16 protein-coding genes are annotated in these 22,757 nt (G+C 73.6%); 12 read left to right on the forward strand and 4 right to left on the reverse strand.

Features of this window, described 5'->3' with window-relative positions; genetic code table 11:
- Positions 1 to 248: 248 nt before the first annotated feature.
- A complete protein-coding gene (locus tag ACFZBT_RS35225) occupies positions 249 to 497 on the forward strand; it encodes a suppressor of fused domain protein (RefSeq protein ID WP_391112667.1) in 249 nt (82 codons plus the stop codon).
- 348 nt (positions 498 to 845) lie between these two features.
- Here the strand turns inward: ACFZBT_RS35225 and ACFZBT_RS35230 are convergent, their stop codons facing one another.
- The gene (locus ACFZBT_RS35230; protein WP_391112670.1) at positions 846 to 1,235 is read right to left on the reverse strand and encodes a hypothetical protein; all 390 of its coding nucleotides are present in this window, start codon (positions 1,233 to 1,235) and stop codon (positions 846 to 848) included.
- A 204-nt stretch (positions 1,236 to 1,439) separates the two neighbouring features.
- Entirely contained in the window at positions 1,440 to 1,577 is a 138-nt protein-coding gene (locus tag ACFZBT_RS35235; RefSeq protein WP_391112673.1) for a hypothetical protein, read from the reverse strand.
- Positions 1,578 to 1,896: 319 nt separating this feature from the next.
- Between ACFZBT_RS35235 and ACFZBT_RS35240 the strand changes: the two genes are divergently transcribed.
- The 7 genes from ACFZBT_RS35240 to ACFZBT_RS35270 are packed head-to-tail and all read left to right on the forward strand — an operon-like array spanning position 1,897 to position 16,932.
- The gene (locus tag ACFZBT_RS35240) at positions 1,897 to 7,005 is read left to right on the forward strand and encodes a beta-ketoacyl synthase N-terminal-like domain-containing protein (protein ID WP_391112676.1); all 5,109 of its coding nucleotides are present in this window, start codon (positions 1,897 to 1,899) and stop codon (positions 7,003 to 7,005) included.
- A complete protein-coding gene (locus tag ACFZBT_RS35245) occupies positions 6,981 to 8,783 on the forward strand; it encodes an SDR family NAD(P)-dependent oxidoreductase (protein WP_391112679.1) in 1,803 nt (600 codons plus the stop codon). The genes ACFZBT_RS35240 and ACFZBT_RS35245 overlap by 25 nt, the downstream gene beginning before the upstream one ends.
- Positions 8,784 to 8,791: 8 nt before the next feature.
- On the forward strand, positions 8,792 to 13,474 hold the full coding sequence (locus tag ACFZBT_RS35250) for a beta-ketoacyl synthase N-terminal-like domain-containing protein (RefSeq protein ID WP_391112683.1): 4,683 nt from the start codon (positions 8,792 to 8,794) through the stop codon (positions 13,472 to 13,474).
- Positions 13,471 to 13,770: a phosphopantetheine-binding protein gene (locus ACFZBT_RS35255; protein ID WP_391112686.1), complete on the forward strand. Its 300-nt coding sequence runs from the start codon at positions 13,471 to 13,473 to the stop codon at positions 13,768 to 13,770. Before ACFZBT_RS35250 ends, ACFZBT_RS35255 begins: the two co-directional genes overlap by 4 nt.
- The gene (locus ACFZBT_RS35260) at positions 13,767 to 14,576 is read left to right on the forward strand and encodes an alpha/beta fold hydrolase (protein ID WP_366736747.1); all 810 of its coding nucleotides are present in this window, start codon (positions 13,767 to 13,769) and stop codon (positions 14,574 to 14,576) included. The genes ACFZBT_RS35255 and ACFZBT_RS35260 overlap by 4 nt, the downstream gene beginning before the upstream one ends.
- Positions 14,573 to 15,757: a nucleotide disphospho-sugar-binding domain-containing protein gene (locus ACFZBT_RS35265; protein ID WP_391112690.1), complete on the forward strand. Its 1,185-nt coding sequence runs from the start codon at positions 14,573 to 14,575 to the stop codon at positions 15,755 to 15,757. Before ACFZBT_RS35260 ends, ACFZBT_RS35265 begins: the two co-directional genes overlap by 4 nt.
- Before the next feature lie 59 nt (positions 15,758 to 15,816).
- Positions 15,817 to 16,932: a methyltransferase domain-containing protein gene (locus ACFZBT_RS35270; protein ID WP_391112693.1), complete on the forward strand. Its 1,116-nt coding sequence runs from the start codon at positions 15,817 to 15,819 to the stop codon at positions 16,930 to 16,932.
- A 986-nt stretch (positions 16,933 to 17,918) separates the two neighbouring features.
- On the opposite strand, the gene ACFZBT_RS35275 is transcribed toward ACFZBT_RS35270, so the two are convergent.
- Positions 17,919 to 18,884 carry a pirin family protein gene (locus tag ACFZBT_RS35275; protein WP_391112696.1) on the reverse strand — a complete coding sequence of 322 codons (966 nt, stop codon included), beginning with the start codon at positions 18,882 to 18,884 and terminating at the stop codon, positions 17,919 to 17,921.
- A 154-nt stretch (positions 18,885 to 19,038) separates the two neighbouring features.
- Between ACFZBT_RS35275 and ACFZBT_RS35280 the strand changes: the two genes are divergently transcribed.
- From ACFZBT_RS35280 to ACFZBT_RS35290, 3 genes are read left to right on the forward strand one after another with little or no spacing between them, the layout of a single operon-like run.
- Positions 19,039 to 19,521 carry a MarR family transcriptional regulator gene (locus tag ACFZBT_RS35280; protein ID WP_391112896.1) on the forward strand — a complete coding sequence of 161 codons (483 nt, stop codon included), beginning with the start codon at positions 19,039 to 19,041 and terminating at the stop codon, positions 19,519 to 19,521.
- A complete protein-coding gene (locus ACFZBT_RS35285) occupies positions 19,518 to 19,979 on the forward strand; it encodes a MarR family transcriptional regulator (protein ID WP_391112699.1) in 462 nt (153 codons plus the stop codon). The genes ACFZBT_RS35280 and ACFZBT_RS35285 overlap by 4 nt, the downstream gene beginning before the upstream one ends.
- A 50-nt stretch (positions 19,980 to 20,029) precedes the next feature.
- Positions 20,030 to 20,389: a tetratricopeptide repeat protein gene (locus ACFZBT_RS35290; protein WP_391112702.1), complete on the forward strand. Its 360-nt coding sequence runs from the start codon at positions 20,030 to 20,032 to the stop codon at positions 20,387 to 20,389.
- A gap of 67 nt (positions 20,390 to 20,456) precedes the next feature.
- Here ACFZBT_RS35290 and ACFZBT_RS35295 read toward each other — a convergent pair whose 3' ends face one another.
- Positions 20,457 to 21,866 carry a PepSY domain-containing protein gene (locus ACFZBT_RS35295; protein ID WP_391112705.1) on the reverse strand — a complete coding sequence of 470 codons (1,410 nt, stop codon included), beginning with the start codon at positions 21,864 to 21,866 and terminating at the stop codon, positions 20,457 to 20,459.
- Between the two features lie 166 nt (positions 21,867 to 22,032).
- Between ACFZBT_RS35295 and ACFZBT_RS35300 the strand changes: the two genes are divergently transcribed.
- The gene (locus tag ACFZBT_RS35300; RefSeq protein WP_391112709.1) at positions 22,033 to 22,677 is read left to right on the forward strand and encodes a peptide deformylase; all 645 of its coding nucleotides are present in this window, start codon (positions 22,033 to 22,035) and stop codon (positions 22,675 to 22,677) included.
- The last annotated feature ends 80 nt before the right edge of the window (positions 22,678 to 22,757 follow it).

The following is a 22,757-nucleotide window of genomic DNA, read 5'->3' on the forward strand; positions in this document are numbered from 1 at the left end:
GAAGCCGAGCGTGGGGGAGTCGGCGACCGACGAGAACGCGGCAGATGTGCGTGCCAGGCCCCGCGTCTGCGGCGTGATCCAAACGACAGGCCCTAAGTGACCGCCGGGTGCTGGGCCGCGATGGAGAAGGACGGTCATGGACTCGAGTTCGTCATGACTGCCCATGTCCGCCACCAGCGGTTCATCGAACTCATGGCGAGATCGCCTACTACCACTGCGGAGGACATCAGCTCGACCTGGAGCACAGCATGCCGATCGGTGACCCGTGGGTGCCGGGTTCAATCTGCGATCACCTACTGATCAGCCTGCCCTGTCTCCACGGACCCGACCTTGAACACTGTGCCGTTCCCGGGGGTCACGCCCGCATCGTGTGGACGCTGCCCGTGACGACAGCCGAGATCGAGTTCCGCAGGAGTCACGGCCACGAGGCGTTGGAGCAGCTCTTCGACGAGGCAGAAATCATCCCCACCGATCCCTTCAGGGCGTCGGTCGCCTGAGTTTCCGGCCTCCGGCGGTCACCGTTTGTGGTCTCCCAGGCGTATCGGCTCCAGGTTCCGCCGGCCTCGGTGACGAGGCGCGTGGCGGTCTTGTCGTGGTAGCCGAGGGCTTTCGCGATGACTGGGACCGGCGCTTGGAGGACGAGTTGGCGGATCGCGAAGGCTCTGCCGCGCTGGGGTGGGAGGAGGTCCTTCCCGGCCGCAGAGCAGCCTTGATGGTGGCGTCCGGGACGCGTCGCAGGGAGCGGGTGCGGAAGTCGGAGGAGACGCAGGTGTAGATCGCGGTGGTGGAGGCGTGGTCGTGGCCGACCTGCTGCTGGACGAACAGCGGGTCGTGGCCGTCCTCGATCAGGTGGGTGATGAGGACCTGCGCAGCGAGTGGAACTCCAGCGCGGGGTCCAGGCCGACGGCGTCCCGGTAGGCGGCGAAACGGGAGTCCAAGCGTTGGACCCCGATCCGTGCGCCTCGCTCGGAGGGCCAGAGGGCCCGGCTGGTCGAATGCCGCATCCCGGGCCGCACCTCGGTGATCCATTCCTCGATCGTGCCGGGTGTCCAGGTCCAGACGGTCAGCACGCTGCGGCGCTTGGGCGGCGAGCCCTTCGTGGCCTTGCCGTGGCGGACCAGCAGGGTGCCGTACTGGCCGAGCTCCCGGCCGTCCGGATTGCGGCCGAAGTCGGTGAGGTCCAGCATCCGGGTGTCGTTTCGGCGCAGGCCGTAGGCGTACGCGGTCTTGAACAAAGCGGCATCCCGGAATGCTGGCAGCCAGCCCGTGCGGCCCTTGCCGCGAACGCGAAGGACTTCCTCGTCAGCATGGTCGAAGAACGCTTCCAGCTCGGGCCTGGTGAAGGCCCGGCGTTCTGGCTCACCCTCGGCTTCATCGGCGTACGCAGCGGCATTCCAGTCGTAGACCACCTGGACTGGGTGGGTCCCGAAGAGCCGCAGTCACTCGTCGCCCCAGCCATAGGCGGGGTTGGTCAGGAAGTCGCAGAACTGCCGTACCGAGCCCTGGTAGTTGCGCAGGGTGGAGCGGACACAGCCGTGCACGGCCCGCAGCCCCCGGCCTTGGCAGAGAGCACCCACCAACGCCCGGTTCCCGGAGCCGATATGGCTGACCCGCCGCAAGGACCCCAACGCCCCGCCCCGGCGGTGATCTCCGAAACGGTGCTGTCGGCGGGTGGCGGAACTCGCGGCGCTGCTGGTCGTCCCGGAGGGTGCCCGGTGCGGCGACCGGGTCCGGCTCCTTGCGGTTCCTGTTCACCGATCGGTGTCGGGGGTGCAGCCAGATAACTGACTACCCATTAGTATCTGACGGGTCATCAGCTCCAAAGCGCGCGGCGTGCGCCGAATCCGCTCGTCCCGATCGCACACCCCCCTCGATCGCACAGAGGAGCCTCCCCCCATGACGCACACCGTTATCGGCGTCAGCCCGTTGGGTGCACCGGACCCCCGTCTCGTCGCCGCCGTCTGCCGGGCCGGTGGGTCCGGTGTCCTCGACCTCGGCCCGGGCGCGCGCGCCGCCCGCGAGGCCCTGACCCTCTTGCGGCAGTGGGCGCCCGGCCGCCACGGCGTGCGGGTCCCCGCCGACTGTGCACTGCGCCCCGAAGAGCTGTGGGCCCCGGCGCCCGCCGGAACGCGGCGCGCCGCGGACCCGGCCGCCGCCGGACCGTGCACCGTGCTCCTCGCCCCCGACGCGCCCTGGACCGTCGCCGAGGTCCGGGCCGCCGCCCGCGCCGCCGCCGCGGACCCCGCCGTGCTCGCCGAGGTCCGCGGTCCCGACGAGGCCGACCGGGCCGCGGCCGACGGTGTCACCGGGCTCGTTTTGCGCGGCGAGGAGTCCGGCGGCCCCTGCGGCGAACACTCCACCTTCGTGCTGCTCCAGCGCGTACTCGGCGCCGTACCGGCCGACCTGCCGGTGTGGGCCTGCGGCGGCATCGGGCCGCACACCGCGGCCGCCGCCGTGCTCGCGGGCGCCCGCGGAGTCGTACTGGACATCCAGCTCGCACTGCTCGACGAGGCCGGTACGGCCCCCGCGGCCGCCGGTCTGCTGCGCGCCGCCGACGGCACCGAGACCGTCGTCGTCGACGGCTGCCGGGTGCTCGACCGGAGCCGCCCCGGCCTCCCGGCCGCCCTGCGCGAGCGGCCCCTGCCGCTGGGCCAGGATGCCTTTCTCGCCGCCCGGTTCGCCGAGCGGTACGGCACCGTGGACCGCGCCCTCGCCGCCGTCACGGCGGGCATCGACGCCGCCGTGGCGGACGACGGCGCCGTGCTGCGCGGCGGCTCACCGATGTGCCGGCCGCTCGGCACCGCGCTGCCGGTCGTCCAGGGCCCGATGACCCGAGTCAGCGACCAGGCGCGGTTCGCGGCGGCCGTCGCGGACGGCGGCGGACTGCCGGTCGTCGCGCTCGCCCTGGCCGGGCCCGATCAGACCCGCACCCTGCTCGAGCAGACCAGGTCCGCGCTCGGCGACCGCTCCTGGGGCGTCGGCATCCTCGGCTTCGTTCCGGAAGAGATACGCACCGCCCAACTGGAGGCCATCCGTGAGCTGCGCCCCAGCCACGCCGTCATCGCGGGCGGCCGTCCCTCCCAGGCGGCCGCTCTGGAGGCCGAGGGCATCCGTACCTTTCTGCACGTGCCGTCGCCCGGGCTGCTCGGCCAGTTCCTGGCGGCCGGCGTCCGGCGCTTCGTCTTCGAGGGCGCCGAGTGCGGCGGGCACATCGGGCCGCGCAACAGCTTCCCTCTCTGGGAGGCGCAACTGGCCGTCCTGGAGGACTTCCTCGACGCGGCGGCCGACGACGGTCACGCCGATGGCGGTGACGCCGCCGACCCACAGGACGTACAGGTGCTGTTCGCGGGCGGCATCCACGACGAGCGCTCCGCCGCCATGGTCGCCGCGCTCGCCTCCCCGCTCACCACCCGCGGTGCCGTCGTCGGCGTTCTGATGGGCACCGGCTACCTCTTCACCGAGGAGGCCGTCGAGTGCGGCGCCATCCGGCCGCTGTTCCAGCGCGCGGCCCTGGACGCCGGGTCGACCACGCTCCTGCACACCGCACCCGGACACACCACCCGCTGCCTGCCCAGCGCGTTCAGCGACACGTACCAGGGGGTCAAGGACGAGCTGCGGACCCAGGCGATACCCGAGCGGCAGGTCTGGCAGGAGCTGGAGCGGCTCAACGTCGGCCGCCTGCGCATCGCCAGCAAGGGCGTCGAGCGGGTCGGCGACGAGCTGCTCGACGTCGACGAGGAGCGCCAGCGCGAAGCGGGCATGTTCATGGCCGGCGAGGTCGCCGTGCTCCGCTCCGCCGTCACCACCGTCGCCGCCCTGCACCACGCGGTCACCGACGGGGCCGCCGACTTCTACGGGCGCCGCACCGCCGAACTCGCCGCAGACGTACGCGACGCGGGCGGTACGGTACCCGCACGGAACCCGGCCCCCGCTCCCGAACCGCTCGACATCGCCGTCGTCGGCATGGCCGGCATGTTCCCCGGCGCCGCCGACCTGCGCGCCTACTGGGCCCAGGTGCTCGCCGGCGCCGACGCGATCACCGAGGTCCCGGACACCCGCTGGGATCCCGCGCTGCACTTCGGCGCGGACGCCGAGGCGGACGACGTGTCCGCGTCCAAGTGGGGCGGTTTCCTGCCCCCGATCCCCTTCGACCCGCTGGCCTACGGAATCCCGCCCGCCTCCCTGGCCGCCATCGAGCCCGTCCAGCTCCTCGCCCTGGAGGCGGCCAGGCGGGCGCTCGCCGACGCCGGGCTCGACCGCCGGGCCTTTCCGCGCGAGCGGACCTGCGTCGTCTTCGGTGCCGAGGCGGGCAGCGACATCTCCGGCGCCGCGACGCTGCGCAGCGTCCTGCCCTCGTACGTCGGCCGTCTTCCCGAGGACCTGGAGGAGCAGCTCCCGAAGCTCACCGAGGACTCCTTCCCCGGCATGCTCGCCAACGTCATCGCCGGCCGGATCGCCAACCGGCTCGACCTCGGCGGCGCCAACTACACCGTCGACGCCGCCTGCGCCTCCTCCCTGGCCGCCGTCGACGCCGCCTGCAAGGAACTGGCCTGCGGTGCCGCCGACGTGGCCCTGTGCGGCGGCGCCGACCTGCACAACGGCATCAACGACTACCTGCTCTTCTCCTCCGCGCACGCGCTGTCGCCCACCGGCCGCTGCCGCCCGTTCGACGCGGCCGCCGACGGCATCGCACTGGGCGAGGGCGTCGCCTGTCTCGTACTCAAGCGCCGCGCCGATGCCGAGCGGGACGGCGACCGGATCTACGCCGTCATCGAGGGCGTCGGCAGCGCCAGCGACGGCCGCTCCCTCGGCCTGACCGCGCCCCGCCCCGAGGGCCAGCGCGCCGCCCTGGAACGCGCCTACGCGCAGGCCCGCGTCTCGCCCGCCGAGGTCGGCCTGATCGAGGCCCACGGCACCGGCACTGTCGTCGGCGACCGCACCGAACTCAGCACGCTCACCCGGCTGTTCGAGGAGGCCGGGGCCGCGCCCGGCAACTGCGTCGTGGGCTCCGTCAAGTCCCAGATCGGGCACACCAAGTGCGCCGCCGGTCTCGCCGGACTGATCAAGACCGCGCTCGCCCTGCATACCGGGGTGCGCCCGCCCACCCTGCACATCGACGTGCCCAACCCCGTCTGGACCGGCCCCGACAGCCCGTTCGTCTTCCACAGCGAGGCCCGGCCCTGGGCCGAGCCCGCCGCCCGCCGCGTCGCCGGGGTGAGCGCCTTCGGATTCGGCGGCACCAACTTCCACGTGGTGCTGCGGGCCCACGCCGACGCCGGAGCGCCGCCGCGCCAGAGCCACGACGTCTGGCCCGCCGAGCTGTTGGTCTTCCGTACCCGCGCAGCGGCCGAGGAAATCGCCGGCCTCGCGGCGAGCGGCCACTGGCGGCTGCGGGACCTGGCGCGTACCGCCGCACAGCGCGCGGAGACCGGCCCGGGCCCGCTCCTCGGTGCCGTGGTCGCCGGGTCCGTCACCGAACTCCCGCACCTGATACGGGACCTCCTCGACGGCACGCCCGGGAGAAGCGGAGTGTTCCCGGCCACGGGCGCCCCCGCCGGGGCGGCCGACGGTGACGGTGGCAGTGGCAGTGGCAGTGGCAGTGGCAAGGTGGCGTTCCTCTTCCCCGGCCAGGGCAGCCAGCGACCCGGCATGTTCGCCGAGTTGTTCACCGCCTTCCCCGAACTCGGCCGCCACCTGTACCACGCCCCGGCCGCCGCCCTCTTCCCGCCCGCCGCCTTCGACGCCGCCGAACGCGCCGCACAGGTCGCCCGGCTCACCGACACCCGCCACGCCCAGCCCGCGCTCGGGGCGGTCGGCCTCGCCGCGTACGACACCCTCACCGCGGTCAATGTCCGCCCGGACATGGCGGCAGGGCACTCCTACGGCGAACTCGTCGCGCTCTGCGCCGCGGGCGCCCTCGACCCCGACACGCTCGGTGACCTCAGCCGGGAGCGGGCCGAGGCGATCCTCGCCGCGATCGGCGCACAGGGGTCCGATCCCGGCACCATGGCCGCCGCCGTGGCCTCCGCCGAGCAGGTGACCCGGGTGCTCGCCGGGGCAGGCCTGGCCGAGCGGGTCGTCGTCGCCAACCACAACGCGCCCGCGCAGAGCGTGCTCTCGGGCCCGAGGGACGCCGTCGCCGAAGCCGTCGACGCGCTCACCGCCGCCGGGTTCGCCGTCCGCCCGCTGCCCGTCGCCTGCGCCTTCCACAGCCCGCTGGTCGCCGGGGCCGTGTCCCGCTTCGCCGAGATCCTGACGGCGACGCCGTGCGCGGCCCAGAGTTCCCGGTCTGGGCCAATCTCACCGGCACCCGCTATACCGGGGACCCCGCCCGGATACGGGCCGGCCTGGCCGAGCAGATCGCCGCCCCCGTCCGTTTCGCCGAGCAGATCGAGGCGATGTACGACGCCGGGGCGCGGATCTTCGTCGAGTGCGGGCCCGGCACCGTGCTCACCGGTCTGGTCGGCCAGATCCTCGGCGACCGGCCGCACGTCGCCGTCCCTTTCGAACCCCGTCCCGACGCGGGCCTGCGCGGCCACCTCGAAGCCCTGGCCCGGCTCGCCGCGGCCGGTGTCCCGGTGGCGCCCGCACGGCTCTTCACCGGACGCGACACGGTACTCGCCGACCCGGCCGCCGTGCCGGAGCGGCCCGGCTGGACGGTCGACGGCCACCTCGTACGCACGGCGGACGGCCGGCCGGTGCCGGGAGCGCTGCGCCCGGCCCGGCGCATCTCGGGCATCCTGCGGGCCGGAGAGCGGACCGGTGAGGCGACAACGATGGGCGACCGGGAAGAACTGCTCCGGGAGTTCCTGCGCAACAGCCGGGAGATGCTGGCCGCACAACGGGACGTGCTCCTCGGCTACTTCGGGGCTACGCCCGCGCCGCAGGCGGCTCCCCCGACCCCCGAGCCCCTTCCGGCCCCGGCTCCGGCCGCTCTCGCTGCGGCTCCGGCCCCCGCTCCCGCTCCGGTGGGAGTGGATGTGCTGGCCGAGGTGCTGGCGGTGATCGCGGAACGTACGGGATATCCGGTGGAGATGGTGGGGGCGGAGTCGGATCTGGAGGCGGATCTGAGTGTGGACTCGATCAAGCGGACGGAGATCGCCGGGGAGCTGGGACGGCGGCTGCTGGGCTCGGGTGCGGATCTGCGGTCGTTGCCGGACGCGGACCTGGAGGAACTGACCCGGGAGCGCACCGCCGCCGGGATCGCCGACTGGCTGCGGGCCCGCGTGAAGGCGCTCGCCGATCCGGACCCGGCACCCGCCCTCGCCACCTCGGCCCCCGTAGCCGGGGAGCCCCCCGACCCGCTCACCGGCCAGGCTCCCCGCCGCTATCTGCTGCGGCCCGCCCCGCTCGACCCGCCGCCCGTGCCCGGCGCCGAAGGCGCGGCACAGCTGCGCGGGAAGCGGTTCCTGATCGTCGCGGACGACACGCCACTCGCACGGGCACTTGTCACTCTGCTCACCGCACTCGGCACGCTCGCCGCCCGGGGCGGCCCGGACACCGCACAGCTCGCCGGGCACACCGGCCCGGTCGACGGAGTGCTGCACCTGGGCGCTCTCGCGGGTACGGAACAGCAACTGCTGCCCGCCAAGCTCACCGTGCTCCAGGAACTGCTGCTGCGCGGCCCGCGCCGGCTGCTCTGCCCTCGCCTCCCCGACGACACCAGCGGCCTCGACGGCTTCGTGCGCACCGCGGCCCGCGAATACCCCGACACCGTGGTCCGCGCCGTGGAGCTCGACCCCGACGAGCCCGCCACCGAGCAGGCCGAGGCGCTCGTCGGGGAACTGCTGGCGCCCGACCGGGAGCCCGTCGTGCTGCGCACCTGCGGGCTCCGCCGCGCCCCGGTACCGTACGAGAGCCCTCTGGGCCCGCCCGTCTCCTCCGGCGCCGGGCCCGCCTCCTCCGGGGCCGCCGCTGCCGCGGCACTCGGGCTCGGCCCGGAGTCGGTCGTCGTCCTCGCGGGCGGCGCACGCGGCATCACAGCGCGGTTCACCCTCGCCCTTGCCGCCGCCGCACGCTGCCGGGTCGAACTGCTCGGGCGTACGCCGCTCGACGGCGGCACGGGCGGGCACCACGAGCTGGCCCACGCCATCGACCTGCCCGCGCTGCGTGCGGCGCTCGCCGCCAGGGGCGGTCTGAGCACCGCCGAGATCGACCGCGAAGCGGGCCGCGTCCTGGCCCGCCGCGAGATCGCCGCGACCCTGGCCGAGGTACACGACGCGGGCGGCCGGGCCGGGTACCGGGCACTCGACCTGCGGGACGCGGAGGCCGTGCAGCAGGCGGTCAAGGAGACGTACGCGACGTACGGCCGGATCGACGGGGTCGTACACGCCGCCGGAGTGATCGAGGACCGGCTGCTCGCCGAGAAGGACCCCGTCTCCTTCGAGCGGGTCTACGGCACCAAGGTGGACGGCGCCCGCGCACTGCTCTCGGCTCTCCGGCGACTTCCTCAACTGCCCGCCTTCACCGTCATGTTCGGCTCCGTCGCGGCGGTGTACGGCAACCGCGGCCAGGCCGACTACGCCGCCGCCAACGACGCACTCGCCCGCCTTGGCCGCCTCTGGCGCGCCGACACCGGCAGCCGTACCGTCACCGTGCACTGGGGCCCGTGGGCGCCGGTCGGGGTGCACGGCGGCATGGTCGGCCCTGAGCTGGGCCGGGAGTACGCGCGCCGCGGCATCGAGCTGATCGACCCGGAGGAGGGCGTGCTCGCGCTGCTGCGGGAGCTGGCCTGGGGCGAGCCGGAGACCGACGAGGTCGTCCTGACGGCGTCGGGCCGGTGAGCCCCACGATGCGACCGACCGCCCCGCGGCACCGGCAGCCCGTCGCCATCGTCGGCATGGCGGTGACCCTGCCCGGCGCCTGTGACCTGGGCGCGTACTGGCACAACCTCGTCACCGGCGCAGACGCCATCTCCGAGGTGCCCAAGGCCCGCTGGGACGCGGACACCTACTACGACCCGGACGGACGGCGCGGCCTCGATGGCGTCTACTGCCGCCGCGGCGGCTTCGTCGACGGGCTCGACGCGCTCGCCGCCTTCGACCCGACCGTCTTCGGACTCATGCCGGACTCCGTGCCCGGCACCGAACCCGACCAGCTGATCGCACTGCGCACCGCCGCGGCCGCGCTCGCCGACGCGGGAGAGGCCGCACTGCCCGAAGACCGCTCCCGGGTCGGTGTCGTGCTCGGCCGCGGCGGTTATCTGAGCGACGGACTCGCCCGACTCGACCAGCGGATGCGTACGTCCGCCCAACTGGTGCGCACCCTGCACGAGTTACTGCCCGAGCTGGACGGCGAGCGACTCGACGCGGTACGGACGGCGTTCACGGCCGCGCTCGGCGGGGAGCAGAGCCCCGAGTCGGTGATCGGCCTCGTGCCCAACTTCGCGGCGTCCCGGGTCGCCAACCGGCTCGATCTGCGTGGCCCCGCCTACACCGTGGACGCGGCCTGCGCCTCCTCGCTCGTCGCACTCGACCAGGCCGTCGGCACGCTCGCCGCGGGCAGTTGCGACGTGATGCTCGCGGGCGGCGTACACCACTGCCACGACATCACGCTCTGGTCCGTCTTCAGCCGGCTGCGGGCGCTGTCGCCGTCCCAGCGGATCCGCCCGTTCCACCGGGACGCGGACGGCGTGCTGATGGGCGAGGGCACCGGCGTGGTCGTACTCAAACGGCTCGCGGACGCGCGGCGCGACGGCGACCGGATCTACGCCGTGGTCCGCGGCGTCGGCGTGGCCGGCGACGGCCGGGCCGGCTCCCTGGTCAACCCGGACCCCGGCGGCCAGGCCCGCGCCGTCCGGCTCGCCTGGGCGGCGGCGGGGCTCGACCCGGCGGCACCGGGGTCGCTCGGCCTCCTGGAGGCGCACGGCACCGGAACCCCCGGCGGCGACCGGGCCGAACTGGCCGCGCTGGCCGAGGTGTTCGGGCCGCCGGACCCGGACGCCGGGCCCGACGCCGTGATCGGCTCCGTGAAGTCGATGATCGGCCACACGATGCCGGCGGCGGGTGTGGCGGGCCTCGTCAAGGCGGCCCTGGCGGTGCACCACGGCATGCTCCTGCCGACCCTGCACTGCGACGACCCGCACCCGGCGCTCCGCGTCACCCGCTTCGCTCCGGCCCAGCACGCCCGGGGCTGGGGCGGGGACGTCCGGCGTGCGGCGGTCAGCGCCTTCGGCTTCGGCGGGATCAACGCCCACGTCGTCCTGGAGTCGGTACCGGAGCCCGTGCCTGCCCCCGCATGGGCGCCTGCCCCGGCGTCGGCTCCCGCACCGGCATCGGCCCCGGCCGTCGCGCCTGCGGCCCCGGCACCCGGCGGCCCGGGCGCGGGGCCTGCGGCCTGCGCGGACCGTGCCGAAGTGGCCGAGCCGCCCCGGCTGTTGCGGCTCGCCGCCGCGACCCCGCAGGACCTCGCCGAACTGCTCGACGCCGACGACACCGCGCTGCGCGCGGCCGCCGCGGAGGGCGGAGCGAGAGGAGCCGGGGGCGCCCGCGTCGCCGTCCTGGACCCCACCGGCCGCCGCCTCGCCCTGGCCCGCAAGGCCGTCGCCCGCGCCCGGACCTGGGGCGGCCGGAGCGACGTCTGGTGCGCGCCGCGGCCGGTGCTCGGCACGGGCGGCGGGAAGATCGCCTTCCTCTGCCCAGGGCTGGAGGCCGAGTTCGAGCCGCGGGCCGAGGACGTCGCCCGCCACTTCGGCCTGCCGGCGCCGCACTGGCCGGACGCCCGCGTGGGCGACGTCGCCCGGCACGGCGCGGCCGTCGTCGGCCTCGGCCGGCTGCTCGCCGGAGCGCTCGCCCGGATCGGCGTCCGGCCGGACGCGCTGGCCGGGCACAGTGTGGGGGAATGGACGGCGATGGCGGTCGGCGGGATGTACGCGGACGCCGAGGTCGACGCCTTCCTGCGGGACTTCGACCCGGCCACGCTGCGCGTCCCAGGGCTCGCCTTCGCCGCGTTCGGCACCGGTGCGGACCAGGTGGATCCCGAGCTCGCGGCGTACCCGGACGTCGTCGTCTCGCACGACAACGCGCCCCACCAGACCGTCGTCTGCGGGCCTCACGACCAGGTCGAGGCGCTCACCGGGCGGCTGCGCGGCGCGGGAGTGCTCGGTCGGCTGCTGCCCTTCGAGTCCGGCTTCCACACGCCGATGCTCGCCCCGTACCTCACCTCCATCGAGAAGGCCGCGCGCGGCTTCACGCTGCACCCGCCCCGGGTGCCCGTCTGGTCCGCCACGACCGCCGCGCCCTTCCCGGCCGACGAGGCCGCGGCGCGCGCCCTCTTCCTGCGCCACCTGCTCGAACCGGTCCGCTTCCGGCATCTCACCACGGCCCTGTACGACACCGGGTTCCGGGCCTTCGTCCAGCTGGGCCAGGGCCAGCTGCCGGCTCTCGTGGACGACACCCTCACCAGCCACGCGTGCCTGACGCTCAGCGCCAACACGCCCCGGCACAGCGGGCTTTCGCAGCTGTACCGGGTGGCGGCCGGACTTTGGTCGCACGGTGCCGAGCCGGACTTCGCGGCGCTGCGGGCGGGGGCCACGCCTCGGTCGACGGCGGCACCTGCCCGTACGGCGGAGACCGACCCTACGGCGCAGACCGACCCTACGGCGCAGACCGTCCGTACGGCCGCGGAGAGCCCGCGAGCCGTCCCCGCCCCCGCCCCCGTCACCGTCCCCCTCACCCTCGGCTCCGGGCTCGTCTCACTCGACGCCGCCACCCGGGACCGGCTCCGCAGCACCCTGCGCGCGGCACCCGCACCCGGGCTGGACCGGCTCGCGGCCGTGGCCGCGCGGAGCCCCGTGGCGGCCGAACTGCGCTCGCTGCTCGGCGAGACGGCGGACACGGCAGCGGAACTGGCGGAACTTTTCGCCGCGGCAGCGGCCCCGCGCCGCACCGCGCCCGCGGCGCCGCCCCCCGGGCCCTCGGCGACCGGGGCGGTGCCGCCGCCTGCCGCCACACCCCGCGCCACCACCCTGCGCATCTCACTCGACACCATGCCGTACCTCGCCGACCACTGCTTCTTCCGGCAGCCCGCGCACTGGCCCGAGATCGCCGACCGCTGGCCCGTGGTGCCCGCCACCACCCTGGTGCAGCACATGATCGACGCCGTGCCCGGCCCGGGGAGGGCCGTGGCCGTGCACGACGCCCGGTTCCTGCAGTGGACCGTCGCCGCCCCGCCCACCGAGGCCACGGTCACGGCCCGGCCCGAGGGAGAGGGTCGGTTCGCCGTGGAGTTCGGGCGCTTCGCCCGCGCCACGGTCGAGACCGCCCACGGGCACGGCACCGCGCCCCGCCCACAGCCGTGGCGGACGGACGCCCCGGAGAGCCGTCCGGCTGTGTCCGCGCGGCAGATGTACGACGACCGCTGGATGTTCCACGGGCCGCGGTTCCGCGGTGTCACCGAGATCGGCGCGCTCGGCGAGCGGCACGTCCGCGGTGTCCTGACCACCCCGTCCGCGCCCGGCGCGCTCCTCGACAACGTCGGTCAGCTGCTGGGCTACTGGCTGATGGCCACGCACCCCGACCGCACCATCGTCTTCCCGACGGGCGTCGAGGAGATCCGTTTCCACGGCCCGCCCCCGCAACAGGGCACCGCACTCGACTGCCACATCAGGGTCACCACCGTGACGGACACCGCCCTGGTGGCTGACGCGCAGCTCGCCCGCGACGGCGAGGTCTGGGCCGAGATCCGCGGCTGGCGGGACCGGCGCTTCGACTCGCCGCCCGAGGTCGATCCGGTCAAACGATGGCCCGAGCACAACACTCTGTCGGTCACCCAGGATGGCGGCTGGCAGCTGGTCTTCGAACGCTGGCCCGACCCCGCATCCCGCGAGATATACATGCGCAGCCAGCTCGCGGGCCCTGAGCGCGAGCAGTACGCAGGACGCCCCCCGCGCGGCCGGCGCCAGTGGCTGCTCGGCCGGATCGCCGCCAAGGACGCCGTACGCCGCCACCTGTGGGCGCACGGCGCGGGCCCCGTCTTCCCCGCCGAGATACGGGTCGCCAACGACCCTGGCGGCAGACCGCGCCCCGAGGGCGTACACGGCAGAGAACTCCCGCCTCTGGAACTGTCGCTGGCGCACTGCCGGGAGGCCGCCGTCGCACTCGTCCGCCCCGCCGCCGACAGCCCTGGCACCTGCACCGGCATCGACATCGAGGAGATCGTCGAGCGCCCCGAAACGGCCTACGACGCCATCCTCGCCCCGGACGAGCGGGCGCTCTTCACCGGGCTCGGCGGCGGCCCCGGCCCGCTGACCCGGTTCTGGGCCGCCAAGGAGGCCGCGGCCAAGGCCGAGGGCACCGGACTGGGCGGCCGGCCGCGGGACTTCACAGCGGTCGAGGTCGAAGACGGCGCCCGTGCCCTCACGGTCCGGGCGCCCTCCGGCCGGCTGCGGCGCATCCAGCTCGCCGATGTGACCAACCCGCCGGGGCTGCCCACCCGTACCTACACCGTCGCTTGGACCGAGGAGAGCCCGTCATGACCAGCCCCGCCACCACCGGCCACGCGTACGCCACCGTCCTCACCGAGATCACCGACGCGCTGCACACGGTCCTCGACGACCTCGAACTGGACGACACCCCGATCACCTCCGACACCCGCTTCGTGGAGGACCTCGACCTGGAGTCCATCGACCTGGTCACGCTCACCGCCGAGCTGGGCGGGCGCTACGGCGACCGGGTCGACTTCCCCGCCTGGTTCGCCTCGCTCGAACTCTCCGACATCATCGGACTGACCGTCGGACAACTCGTCCAGTACATCGCGGGGTGCCTGCGGTGACCACGATCGAGGCGGGCGGGATCCGGCTGAACGTGGAGCGGCTGAGCGGCGCACCCACCCCGGCACCGGGCCCGCCCCAGACGGTCGTCCTCGTGCACGGAATCGCCACCGACAACCTGACCAGCTACTACTTCACCATCGCGCCCGCGCTCGCCGCAGCCGGACACGACGTCGTGATGTACGACCAGCGCGGCCACGGCCGCAGCTCCCGCCCGCCGCGCGGCTACGGCGTCGAGGACTTCAGCGGCGACCTGGACGCGCTGCTCGACGCCCTCGCCCTGGAAGGGCCCGTCCACCTGGTCGGCAACTCCTTCGGCGGCACAGTCGCCCTCGCCTACGCGCTGCGCCGCCCCGAGCGGGTCGCCGGCATCCTGATGCTCGAGTCCGAGCCGCCGACCGCCGCCTGGGCCAAGAAGATGAGCGGCATCCTGGCCGGCTCCGCCCACCAGCTCCACGACGAGCGCACCCTGCCGTGGATCGAGGAGACCTACGGCCGCCACGAGGCCCGCCTGGTGCGCTGGGCCACCCGGCTGCTGCACGGCACCTCCATCGCCGAGGACATCGCATCCTGCCCCGTCCCCGCCGAGGAGTCCTGGCAGAGCCTGCACGTGCCGGTCTGCGCGGTGTACGGCGCCACCTCCGACCTGGCCGACACGGCGCCCTGGCTGGAATCGCTGCTGCCCCGCTGCCGCACCCTGACGGTGCCCGGGCACGGGCACTCCGTGCTCGTCGGCACCCCCGAGACGGTCGTCCCGCTGCTGCTCGACTGGCTACGGGACGGCCACCGGGAGCTGGTCGCGCCGTGAGCCGCTTTCTGTTCGTCGTGCCGCCCCTGGTCGGGCACGTCAACCCGGCGGTCAGCGTGGCCGCCGAGCTGACCAGATCCGGGCACCGGGCCGCCTGGGCCGGACTGCCCGGGTTCGTCGGGGAACTGGCCGGGCCCGACGCCGAGGTGTACCCGTGCGACGTGCCCCCGCTCCCGGAACGTCCGGCTGCCCTGCGCGGTGCCGCAGCCTTGCGCTTCCTGTGGGAGGAGTTCCTCGTGCCGCTCGCCGGGGCGATGGCGCCCGGTGTGCGCCGCGCGGTCGAGAAGTTCCGGCCCGATGTCGTCGTCGCCGACCAGCAGACCCTCGCCGGTGCCCTCGTCGCCGAGCGCCTCGGGGTGCCGTACGCCACCGCGTCGACCACCCCGGCGGAGTTCAGCGACGCCCTGGACGGCATGCCGAAGGTGGCTCAGTGGACCGCCGGGCTCGTCGCGGAGCTGCGCGCCCGCCTCGGCGCCCCGGGGCGCACCCACGATCCGCGCTTCTCCCCCGACCTGGTGCTCTCCTTCACCACCCCCGAACTCGCGGGCCCGGGCCCTCGGCTGCCGCAGCTGCGGTACGTCGGTCCGGCGTTCACCGGGCGCCCGGCGGCCGACTTCCCCTGGGAGTGGCTGGACGAGCACCGGGCCACCGTCCTGGTCTCACTCGGCACCGCCAACACCGACCTGGGGGCGCGTTTCCTCGCCGAGTGCGCGGCCGCCGCGCGGGAGCGCGGGCGGCGGCTGCAGGCGGTGGTCGCCGACCCCGGAGGGGTACTCGGTCAAGAGTCCGACGCCGACCTCCTGGTGCTGCCCCGGATCCCCCAACTGCCGCTCCTGCGCCGGGCGTCCGCGATGATCAGCCACGCCGGGCAGAACACCGTCGCCGAGTGCCTGTGGCACGGCGTACCGCTGGTGGTCGCGCCCATCCGGGACGACCAGCCACTGATCGCCGGCCAGGTCACCGGCGCCGGCGCCGGAGTGCGGGTGCGCTTCGGGCGCGCCGACCGCCGGCGGATCGGTGCCGCCCTCGACGCCGTACTCGACGAGCCCGCCTACCGCGCGGCGGCCCGGCGCGTCGGGGACTCCTTCCGCGCGGCGGGCGGGGCAGCTGCCGCGGCGGCGTACCTGGAGAAGTTCGCGGCACAGAAGCCACGGGAGCCGCAGGAGTCACGGCAGCGGTGAGCGACCGACCGGCAGGGCGACCGCCGTGCCGAAGAGTGGAACGAGAGGAGACCACGGACATGGCCACCACGAACCAGCCCGCTGACACCCCCGGCATACCCGCCCCACCGCCCCCTGCTTCCGACGCCGAACGCGTCGCCCGCCTGCGCCCCGCGTACCAGGCAGAGCTGGCCGACGGCATCGCCCGGTTCTTCGAGCCGCGCCGCACCGACTGTCCCTGGTGCGGCGCGCAGCAGCTGCGTCGCCGCCTGCGCACCAAGGACCACCTGCAGCGAAAGCCCGGCACCTTCACCCTGGACCAGTGCCGCGACTGCGGACACACGTTCCAGAACCCGCAGCTCAGCGCGGCCGGGCTGGACTTCTACTACCGGGACTTCTACGACGGCCTGTACGCCGAGAAGATCGGCGGCGCCCTGGACAGCGACGCCGCGAGGGAACGCAACCACGAGCGGGCCGTGGCCATGCGGCGGCACGCCCGGCCGAAGCGCTGGCTGGACGTCGGCACGGCGGGCGGTGACTTCTGCCTGGCGGCCAAGGAAGCACTGCCCGGCACCGCCTTCGACGGGCTCGACATCGGCGCCCATGTGCTCGGGGCGCAGCAGTCGGGGCGCATCGAGCGGGCCTTCCAGGGCTTTCTGCCCGACCTCGCGGACGAACTCGCCGGCCAGTACGACGCGGTGAGCATGTTCCACTGCCTGGAGCACACCACGGACCCGAAGGCCCAACTGGCCGCGGTTCACACCGTGCTCCGCCCCGGCGGCCACCTGATCATCGAGGTACCCAATCCGGAGTCGCCCTTCGGCCGCCTCTTCGGCCGGTACTGGCTGCCGTGGTTCCAGCCTCAGCACCAGCACTTCGTGACCAAGGGGAACCTGCGCCGGGCCCTCACCGAGCTGGGCTTCACGGTGGTGGCGACGGACCGCGAGGAGTCCCATATCCCCGTGGACTTCACCGCGCTCGTGGGGCTGTACGTGCTGCGGCTGCTGCCGTTCCGCGACGAACCCTGGCTGCCCGAGCCTCCGGGCCGTCTCGGCGCCGCGGTCACCAAGACGGTCTTCTGGGCGGGCATACCGTTCTGCTTCCCGATGTACGCCCTGGACCGGCTCCTCGCCCCGCTGGTCCGCCGCAGCCGCTTCTCCAACGCCTTCCGGGTGATCGCCCGCCGCGAGGAGTGACCAGCCCAGCACGAGCTGCACCGTCTACCAGCCCGGCAAGGTGTTCGATGCCGTCCGACAGCTACGCGACGCGGGTGCCGTAACCAGGGAACCTCGCGCCCTCAACACCAAGACGCGCGTGCACCTGGCCGCGACACCTCCGGCGCCCAGCCCGTCAGCCGAGCAGGGCGCCCTCTGGTGAGCGGGCCCCAAGAGCACATCAGGGAATGCAAGCCAGGGAAACGGCATTGATCGGCACGAGCTGCACAGACGGGTCCTGCCGGGGCACCTTGTCCAACTGCACGACGGGCATCTCCGGAGCAGCCCCGCGATGCCCGTCGCATCAGGTCCCCGTCCACGCAGACTCCCCGTCGGTGCACGGCGGCAGAAGCACCTCAGGTGTCACGCCGGTGTCACCAACCCCGTAGACGCTCCCGGATCTCAAGGATTCCGCCCACGCAAACCGCACCGTTTCGTACCACGCGGACGCCAGAAGACGGTTCCGACTACCTGTGCCATGTGGTACCGCGAGCCCCGCTCGCCAGCACCACGGACCACTCACCGAGATCCGGACCAGGCGCGGACCAACTCGGCCTCGCATCAGACGTTTCCAACCTTCTTGGCGCTCCCGCTACAGCCGCCTACACGTTGTGGACCTTCCACAAGGCGACAGGCCGGCCGTCAAAGTCCCCGTGCCGACGTGTGACTGGGTCAATCGCCAGGCCGGGATCTGGCCGGTGGCCACCGAGCCTGTAGTGACTGCGCCGCCGTCGCAAGGGCAGGGACATAACTCAGCCTCCATCTGATGACGTGTCAGTAGAGGTCGCAAAGGGTTAGCAAGTGTCCTGCCACAGCCACCCACACACGGAGACACCGTGGAGTGGCGCAGCACCGCGCATCGGGCTTGCAACGGCGCCCCAGCCGCCCTCCCGAACACCGTGGAGCCACGGAGGCAACACAGGCGGCGAGCCACCGTCTGCCACCGCCCAGTCAGCTATTTGCGCAGGTCAACGGGCCCTTCCCCGTGGCTTCAGAGGCGTGGCCGGCAGTACGGGAGCCGGCAACGGGTCTCCGTCGTACCCCTTCACCTCTCCGAACCGTGTCCCTTCCATCCAGTCCTGACGCGCCTGCACGATCTCCTCCTGCGACCGTCCGATCCAGTTCCAGAACATGATCAACTCCTCCTCGAACGGCTCGCCGCCCAGGAGCATCAGGCCCGCGTCCGACTCGGCCCGCAGGGGCAGTTCGCTGCGGCCGCAGCCGAGGTAGAGCATCGAGCCGGGCAGGACCGGGACGCCGTCGACGTGGGCCTCGCCGGACATGGACAGGACGGCGTACTCGAAGTCCGGTTCCAGGGGGAGACGTACGTCCGCACCTCGGGACAGGCTCAGGTCGGCGCCGACGATCGGCGTGTACGCCGTGCCGGGCGAGGTCGCGCCGTCGAGGTCGCCGAGGATCAGCGTGGCCGTGAGGCCCGGCGCCGTGACGGTCGGCAGGTCGGCGTGGTGTTCGAAGCGCGGGTCGGTGTGGCGGTGGCCGTCGGGGAGCGCGACCCAGAGCTGCGCGCCGTGCAGGAAGCGGGCGTGCGAGCGGGGGCTCTCCTCGGAGTGGCTGATCGCCCGGCCGGAGGTCATCAGGCCCAGTTCGCGCGGGCGGATCGTCTGGAGGCTGCCGGTGGAGTCACGGTGCAGCACCTCCCCCTCATGCAGCCAGCTCACCGTCTGCAGACCCATGTGGGGGTGCGGCGGCACCTGCATTCCGGGTTCGTCGGCGATGTCGTCGGGACCGTAGTGGTCGACGAAGCACCAGGCTCCCACCATCCGGCGGCCGAGGTTGGGCAGCAGCCGGCGGACCTCGCTGGACTCGCCCAGCTTGACGCGCCGGGGACTCAGGAGTTCACGCACCGGCTCCGCCACCACGAAGCCCCGGCCACCGCACAGAGCGGGGACCGCCTCGCGCTCAAGATTGCTCATGGCCACAACCTAGTCCGGCGGGAGGCCTTGCGTCAGCGCGTCACCGCGCCACTGCGTCATCCGGGCGGCCATGCCCCGCTCTCGCACCTTCCGAATATAGTAGCCATGCATATGGTAGCCATGTACCGTATCCGCCATGAGCAAGGGTTCGGCGATGAGCAATGAGTCCGAGGGCGCGACGCCCGGGTTCCTGGTGTGGCGGCTGTCGACGAAGTGGCGGGTGGCCGTCGACCGGGCCGTCGCCCCGCTGGGGCTGACCCATGCGCAGTACGCGCTCGTGGCCTCGCTGTACGGCATGCGGCGGTCCGGCGAACGGCCCAGCCAGCGGCGCCTCGCCGACCACACGGGGCTCGAGCCGCTCTACGTGTCCAAGCTCGCCCGCACACTGGAGACCGCCGGCCTTCTGGAGCGCACCCGTGACCCGCGCGACCCGCGCGCGGTGCAGCTCGCGCTCACCGGGCAGGGGCACGAGGTCGCCGCGCGGGCGATCACCGTCGTACGCGGGCTGCTTCAGCAGCTCCTGGAGCCGCTGGGCGGCCTCGACAGCGCGCGTACAAGGGAGTTCGCGCGCGATCTGACGACCTTGCTCGACGCACCTCTTGATCCCTTCAGCGAGAACGAGACGGAGCAGTCATGACGACCACCGCACCCCTCGTCGGCCCCCGCGTCATCGCCCTGGCGCACTACGCCGGCCGGGCGATCCTGGAGAACGTACTGGCCCGGCACGGCATCACCTTCCAGCAGTCCGTCACCCTCCGCCTCGCGGCGCTCGCCGAGGGCCCGGTCGGGCGCGAGCGGCTCGTCGACGAGGTCACCGGCGCGCTGAAGGCCGGCGCGACGGAGGTGCACACCGTGATCGAAGAGCTGATCGCCGCGCGGTTGCTGGCCCCGAGCGGGGCATCGGGCGTGCGGATCACGGACGCCGGACGGGAGCTCTACGACAGGACCTCCGGCGAGACAGCGCCCATCACGGCCCGGATCTACGACGGCATTCCGGCGGAGGACCTGGCCGTCGCCGGCCGGGTGCTGAGCCTGATCACCGAACGGGCCGATGCCGAGCTGGCGGCCCTGACCGAGCAGGGCCCGCACAGGTAGTGGAATATTGAACCAACCCGCCCGGTTGTCGGCCTCGAAGGAGGCCCCGAGTGAACACGACCTACGACGCCACGTACTACGCCCACGGAACCCCTGCGGAGCGCTGGGAGCGCGCGCGGTTGTTCTTCGACGCCAAGGACTACGCCGCCGCCGCGCGTGTCCTGGTCGGGCTGGTCGAGGAGGTGCCCGAGCAGACCGGGCCGCGGCTGCTGCTGGCGCGTTCCTACTACCACTCGGCCCAACTGTGGCGTGCGGAGACCGAGTTGCGGACGATCGTGGAACGCGACCCCGTCGAGCACTATGCCCGGCTGATGCTCGGCCGCACGCTCCAGCGGCAGGGGCGGCACGAGGAGGCGGAGTCGCATCTGCGGATCGCCTCGGCGCTCGCGGGTGACTTCGAGCAGCGCTGACCGCCGGTGACAGACACCGGTGCCCGGCTCCGTGCGGAGCCGGGCACCGGTGTCTGCGGGCCGTCGGCTACTTCGCCGGCGTCCCGGCTCCGTACGACCGCCGTCCCCGCCGGTAGGCGATCTCGCCCAGCAGGATGTCGACGGCGAGGAAGGCCGCCAGCGGGATGCCGAACAGCGGCAGGAAGTAGCCGAGCACGGCCACGCCGGCGAGCAGCGGGACCAGGATCTGCGGCGGTACCTGCTGCCAGGCGCCGCGCGGGATCGGTCGGCCGAAGGCCGAGCCTCGGCCACGCTGCCACCACATGCGGTAGCCCCACACGATCAGCAGGATCAGGGAGAGCGTGAGCAGCATCAGGACGATCTGGTTGGCCAGGCCGAACAGGATGCCGGTGTGCAGGTCGATGCCCCACCGGGTGAGCTTCGCGAGCAGGGGGTAGTCGGCGAACCGCAGCACATCCATGACCTCGCCGCTGGACGGGTCGATCGCGACGGAGTCCTGCTTCGTGGGCCAGCCGCGCTGTACCTGCTTGACGACGTACGCCGAGGTCGCGTCGGCCGGCGGCACGATCTCCACCGGGTCGCCGAGGCCCTCGGCCCGCGCCGCCGTGAGGACCTTGTCCAGGCCCACTCCGTGCGCGGCGTCTCCCGCCTGCCCGGCAGCGGCGCCGTGGCCGGAGTGTTCACCGCCCGCCGCCGCCGACACCGACGGGGTGGCGTGGCCCAGCGAGGTGCGCAGTTCGTCGATGTTGGCCCCGGCGTAGGCCGACCAGGTGAGACCCGTCGCCGAGAGGAAGAAGAACCCGGCCGCCGCCCAGACGCCGACGCTGCCGTGCAGTCCGAGCGTGCGGCGCCGTCCGTTCGTGCCCCGCACCTTGCGCAGGGCCCGGCGGCGGGAGAACCACAGCACCAGACCGCCGGCCGAGATCACCCCCAGCCAGCTGGCCGCCAGCTCGCTGTAGAGCCGCCCCGTCTCGCCCAGGTGGAGGTCACGGTGGAACTCGTCGATCCAGGTGCGCAGCGGCAGCGCGCCGGTCGAGCCGTACTGTTCGAGGGAGCCGCGCACCTTCGCGGTGTAGGGGTCGACGAACACGGCGAGCGCGTGGCCCTCGTCGACGCCCGGGACGCCGGACAGCATGACCCTGGTCGTCGCGTCCGCCTCGGGTGAGGGGCGTACGGCCGAGATGGTGCCCTCGGGGTGGGCCTTGCGGGCTGCGGCCACCTGCTCGCTGATCGGCAGCTTCCGCTCGCCGACCGGGACGGTCAGTTCGTGGTCGTACACGATCTTCTCGGCCTGGAAGGAGGCGGCGTACAGCAGGCCGGTGACGGCGGCGACGAGGAGGAACGGCGCCACCAGCACCCCGGCGTAGAAGTGCAGGCGAAGGACCAGCGGGCGCAAGGGGGCCCAGCTGCTCTTCGACGGTGCCGGGGTGGCTGATTTCGGGGCCTCGTCCGTGGTGGTCGAGGGAGCGGTGGTCATCGGCGGGCTTCTCCGGGGGACGTCTTGTCGGCTGTTGCGGTGGTCGTCGTTCGCGGCGGTGGTGGTGTTGCGGTGCAGTAGTCGGGGCGGCGGGGCGTTCAGTTCCCGAGGAGTGCATGTGACGTGCATCACGCCTACGGGGAGGGTGCCGTGTCATCCTGACGCGATGGCAACTCCGAGTGATCGCGCACCGCTGGCCGAGCGGGTCGAGGAACTCCTCGCGGACGGCGTCCCGTTGGCCGTCTTCGCGGCCGGTGACCCGGTGCTGCGGCGCGGCACCGAGCCGTACGACGGTCAGCTGGAGCCCGCGCTGCTGGCCCGGTTCGTCGAGGCCCTGCGGGTCACCATGCGCGCGGCACCCGGGGTCGGTCTGGCGGCGCCCCAGGTCGGTGTGCCGCTCAGGATCGCGGTGATCGAGGACCCCGCTCCGGTGCCGGAAACGGTGCGTCTCGCGCGCGGGCGCGTGCCACAGCCCTTCCGGGTGCTGGTCAATCCCGCCTATGAGCCCGTCGGCGACGCGCGGGCCGCGTTCTTCGAGGGCTGTCTGAGCGTGCCGGGCTGGCAGGCGGTGGTGGCGCGGCCTGCCGAGGTGCGGCTGACCGGGCAGGACGAGCACGGGCGGGCGCTGGACGAGGTGTTCTCCGGCTGGCCGGCGCGGATCGTGCAGCACGAGACGGACCACCTCGACGGCGTGCTGTATCTGGACCGGGCCGAGCCGCGTTCGCTGTCGTCCGATCTGGCGATGGCGGAGCGCTGGGCTCAGCCGACGCCGGAGGAGGCCGCGCGGGCACTCGGGTTCGAGCTGCCGTAGGGCCACTCGGACGCCGTAGGGCACGGAAAACCGGAGGCGCTCTGCAGAGGGCTCCGTTACCGTGGCCCGCATGTCTACGC

This window comes from Streptomyces sp. NPDC008137, assembly GCF_042957035.1.
Classification (GTDB): domain Bacteria; phylum Actinomycetota; class Actinomycetes; order Streptomycetales; family Streptomycetaceae; genus Streptomyces.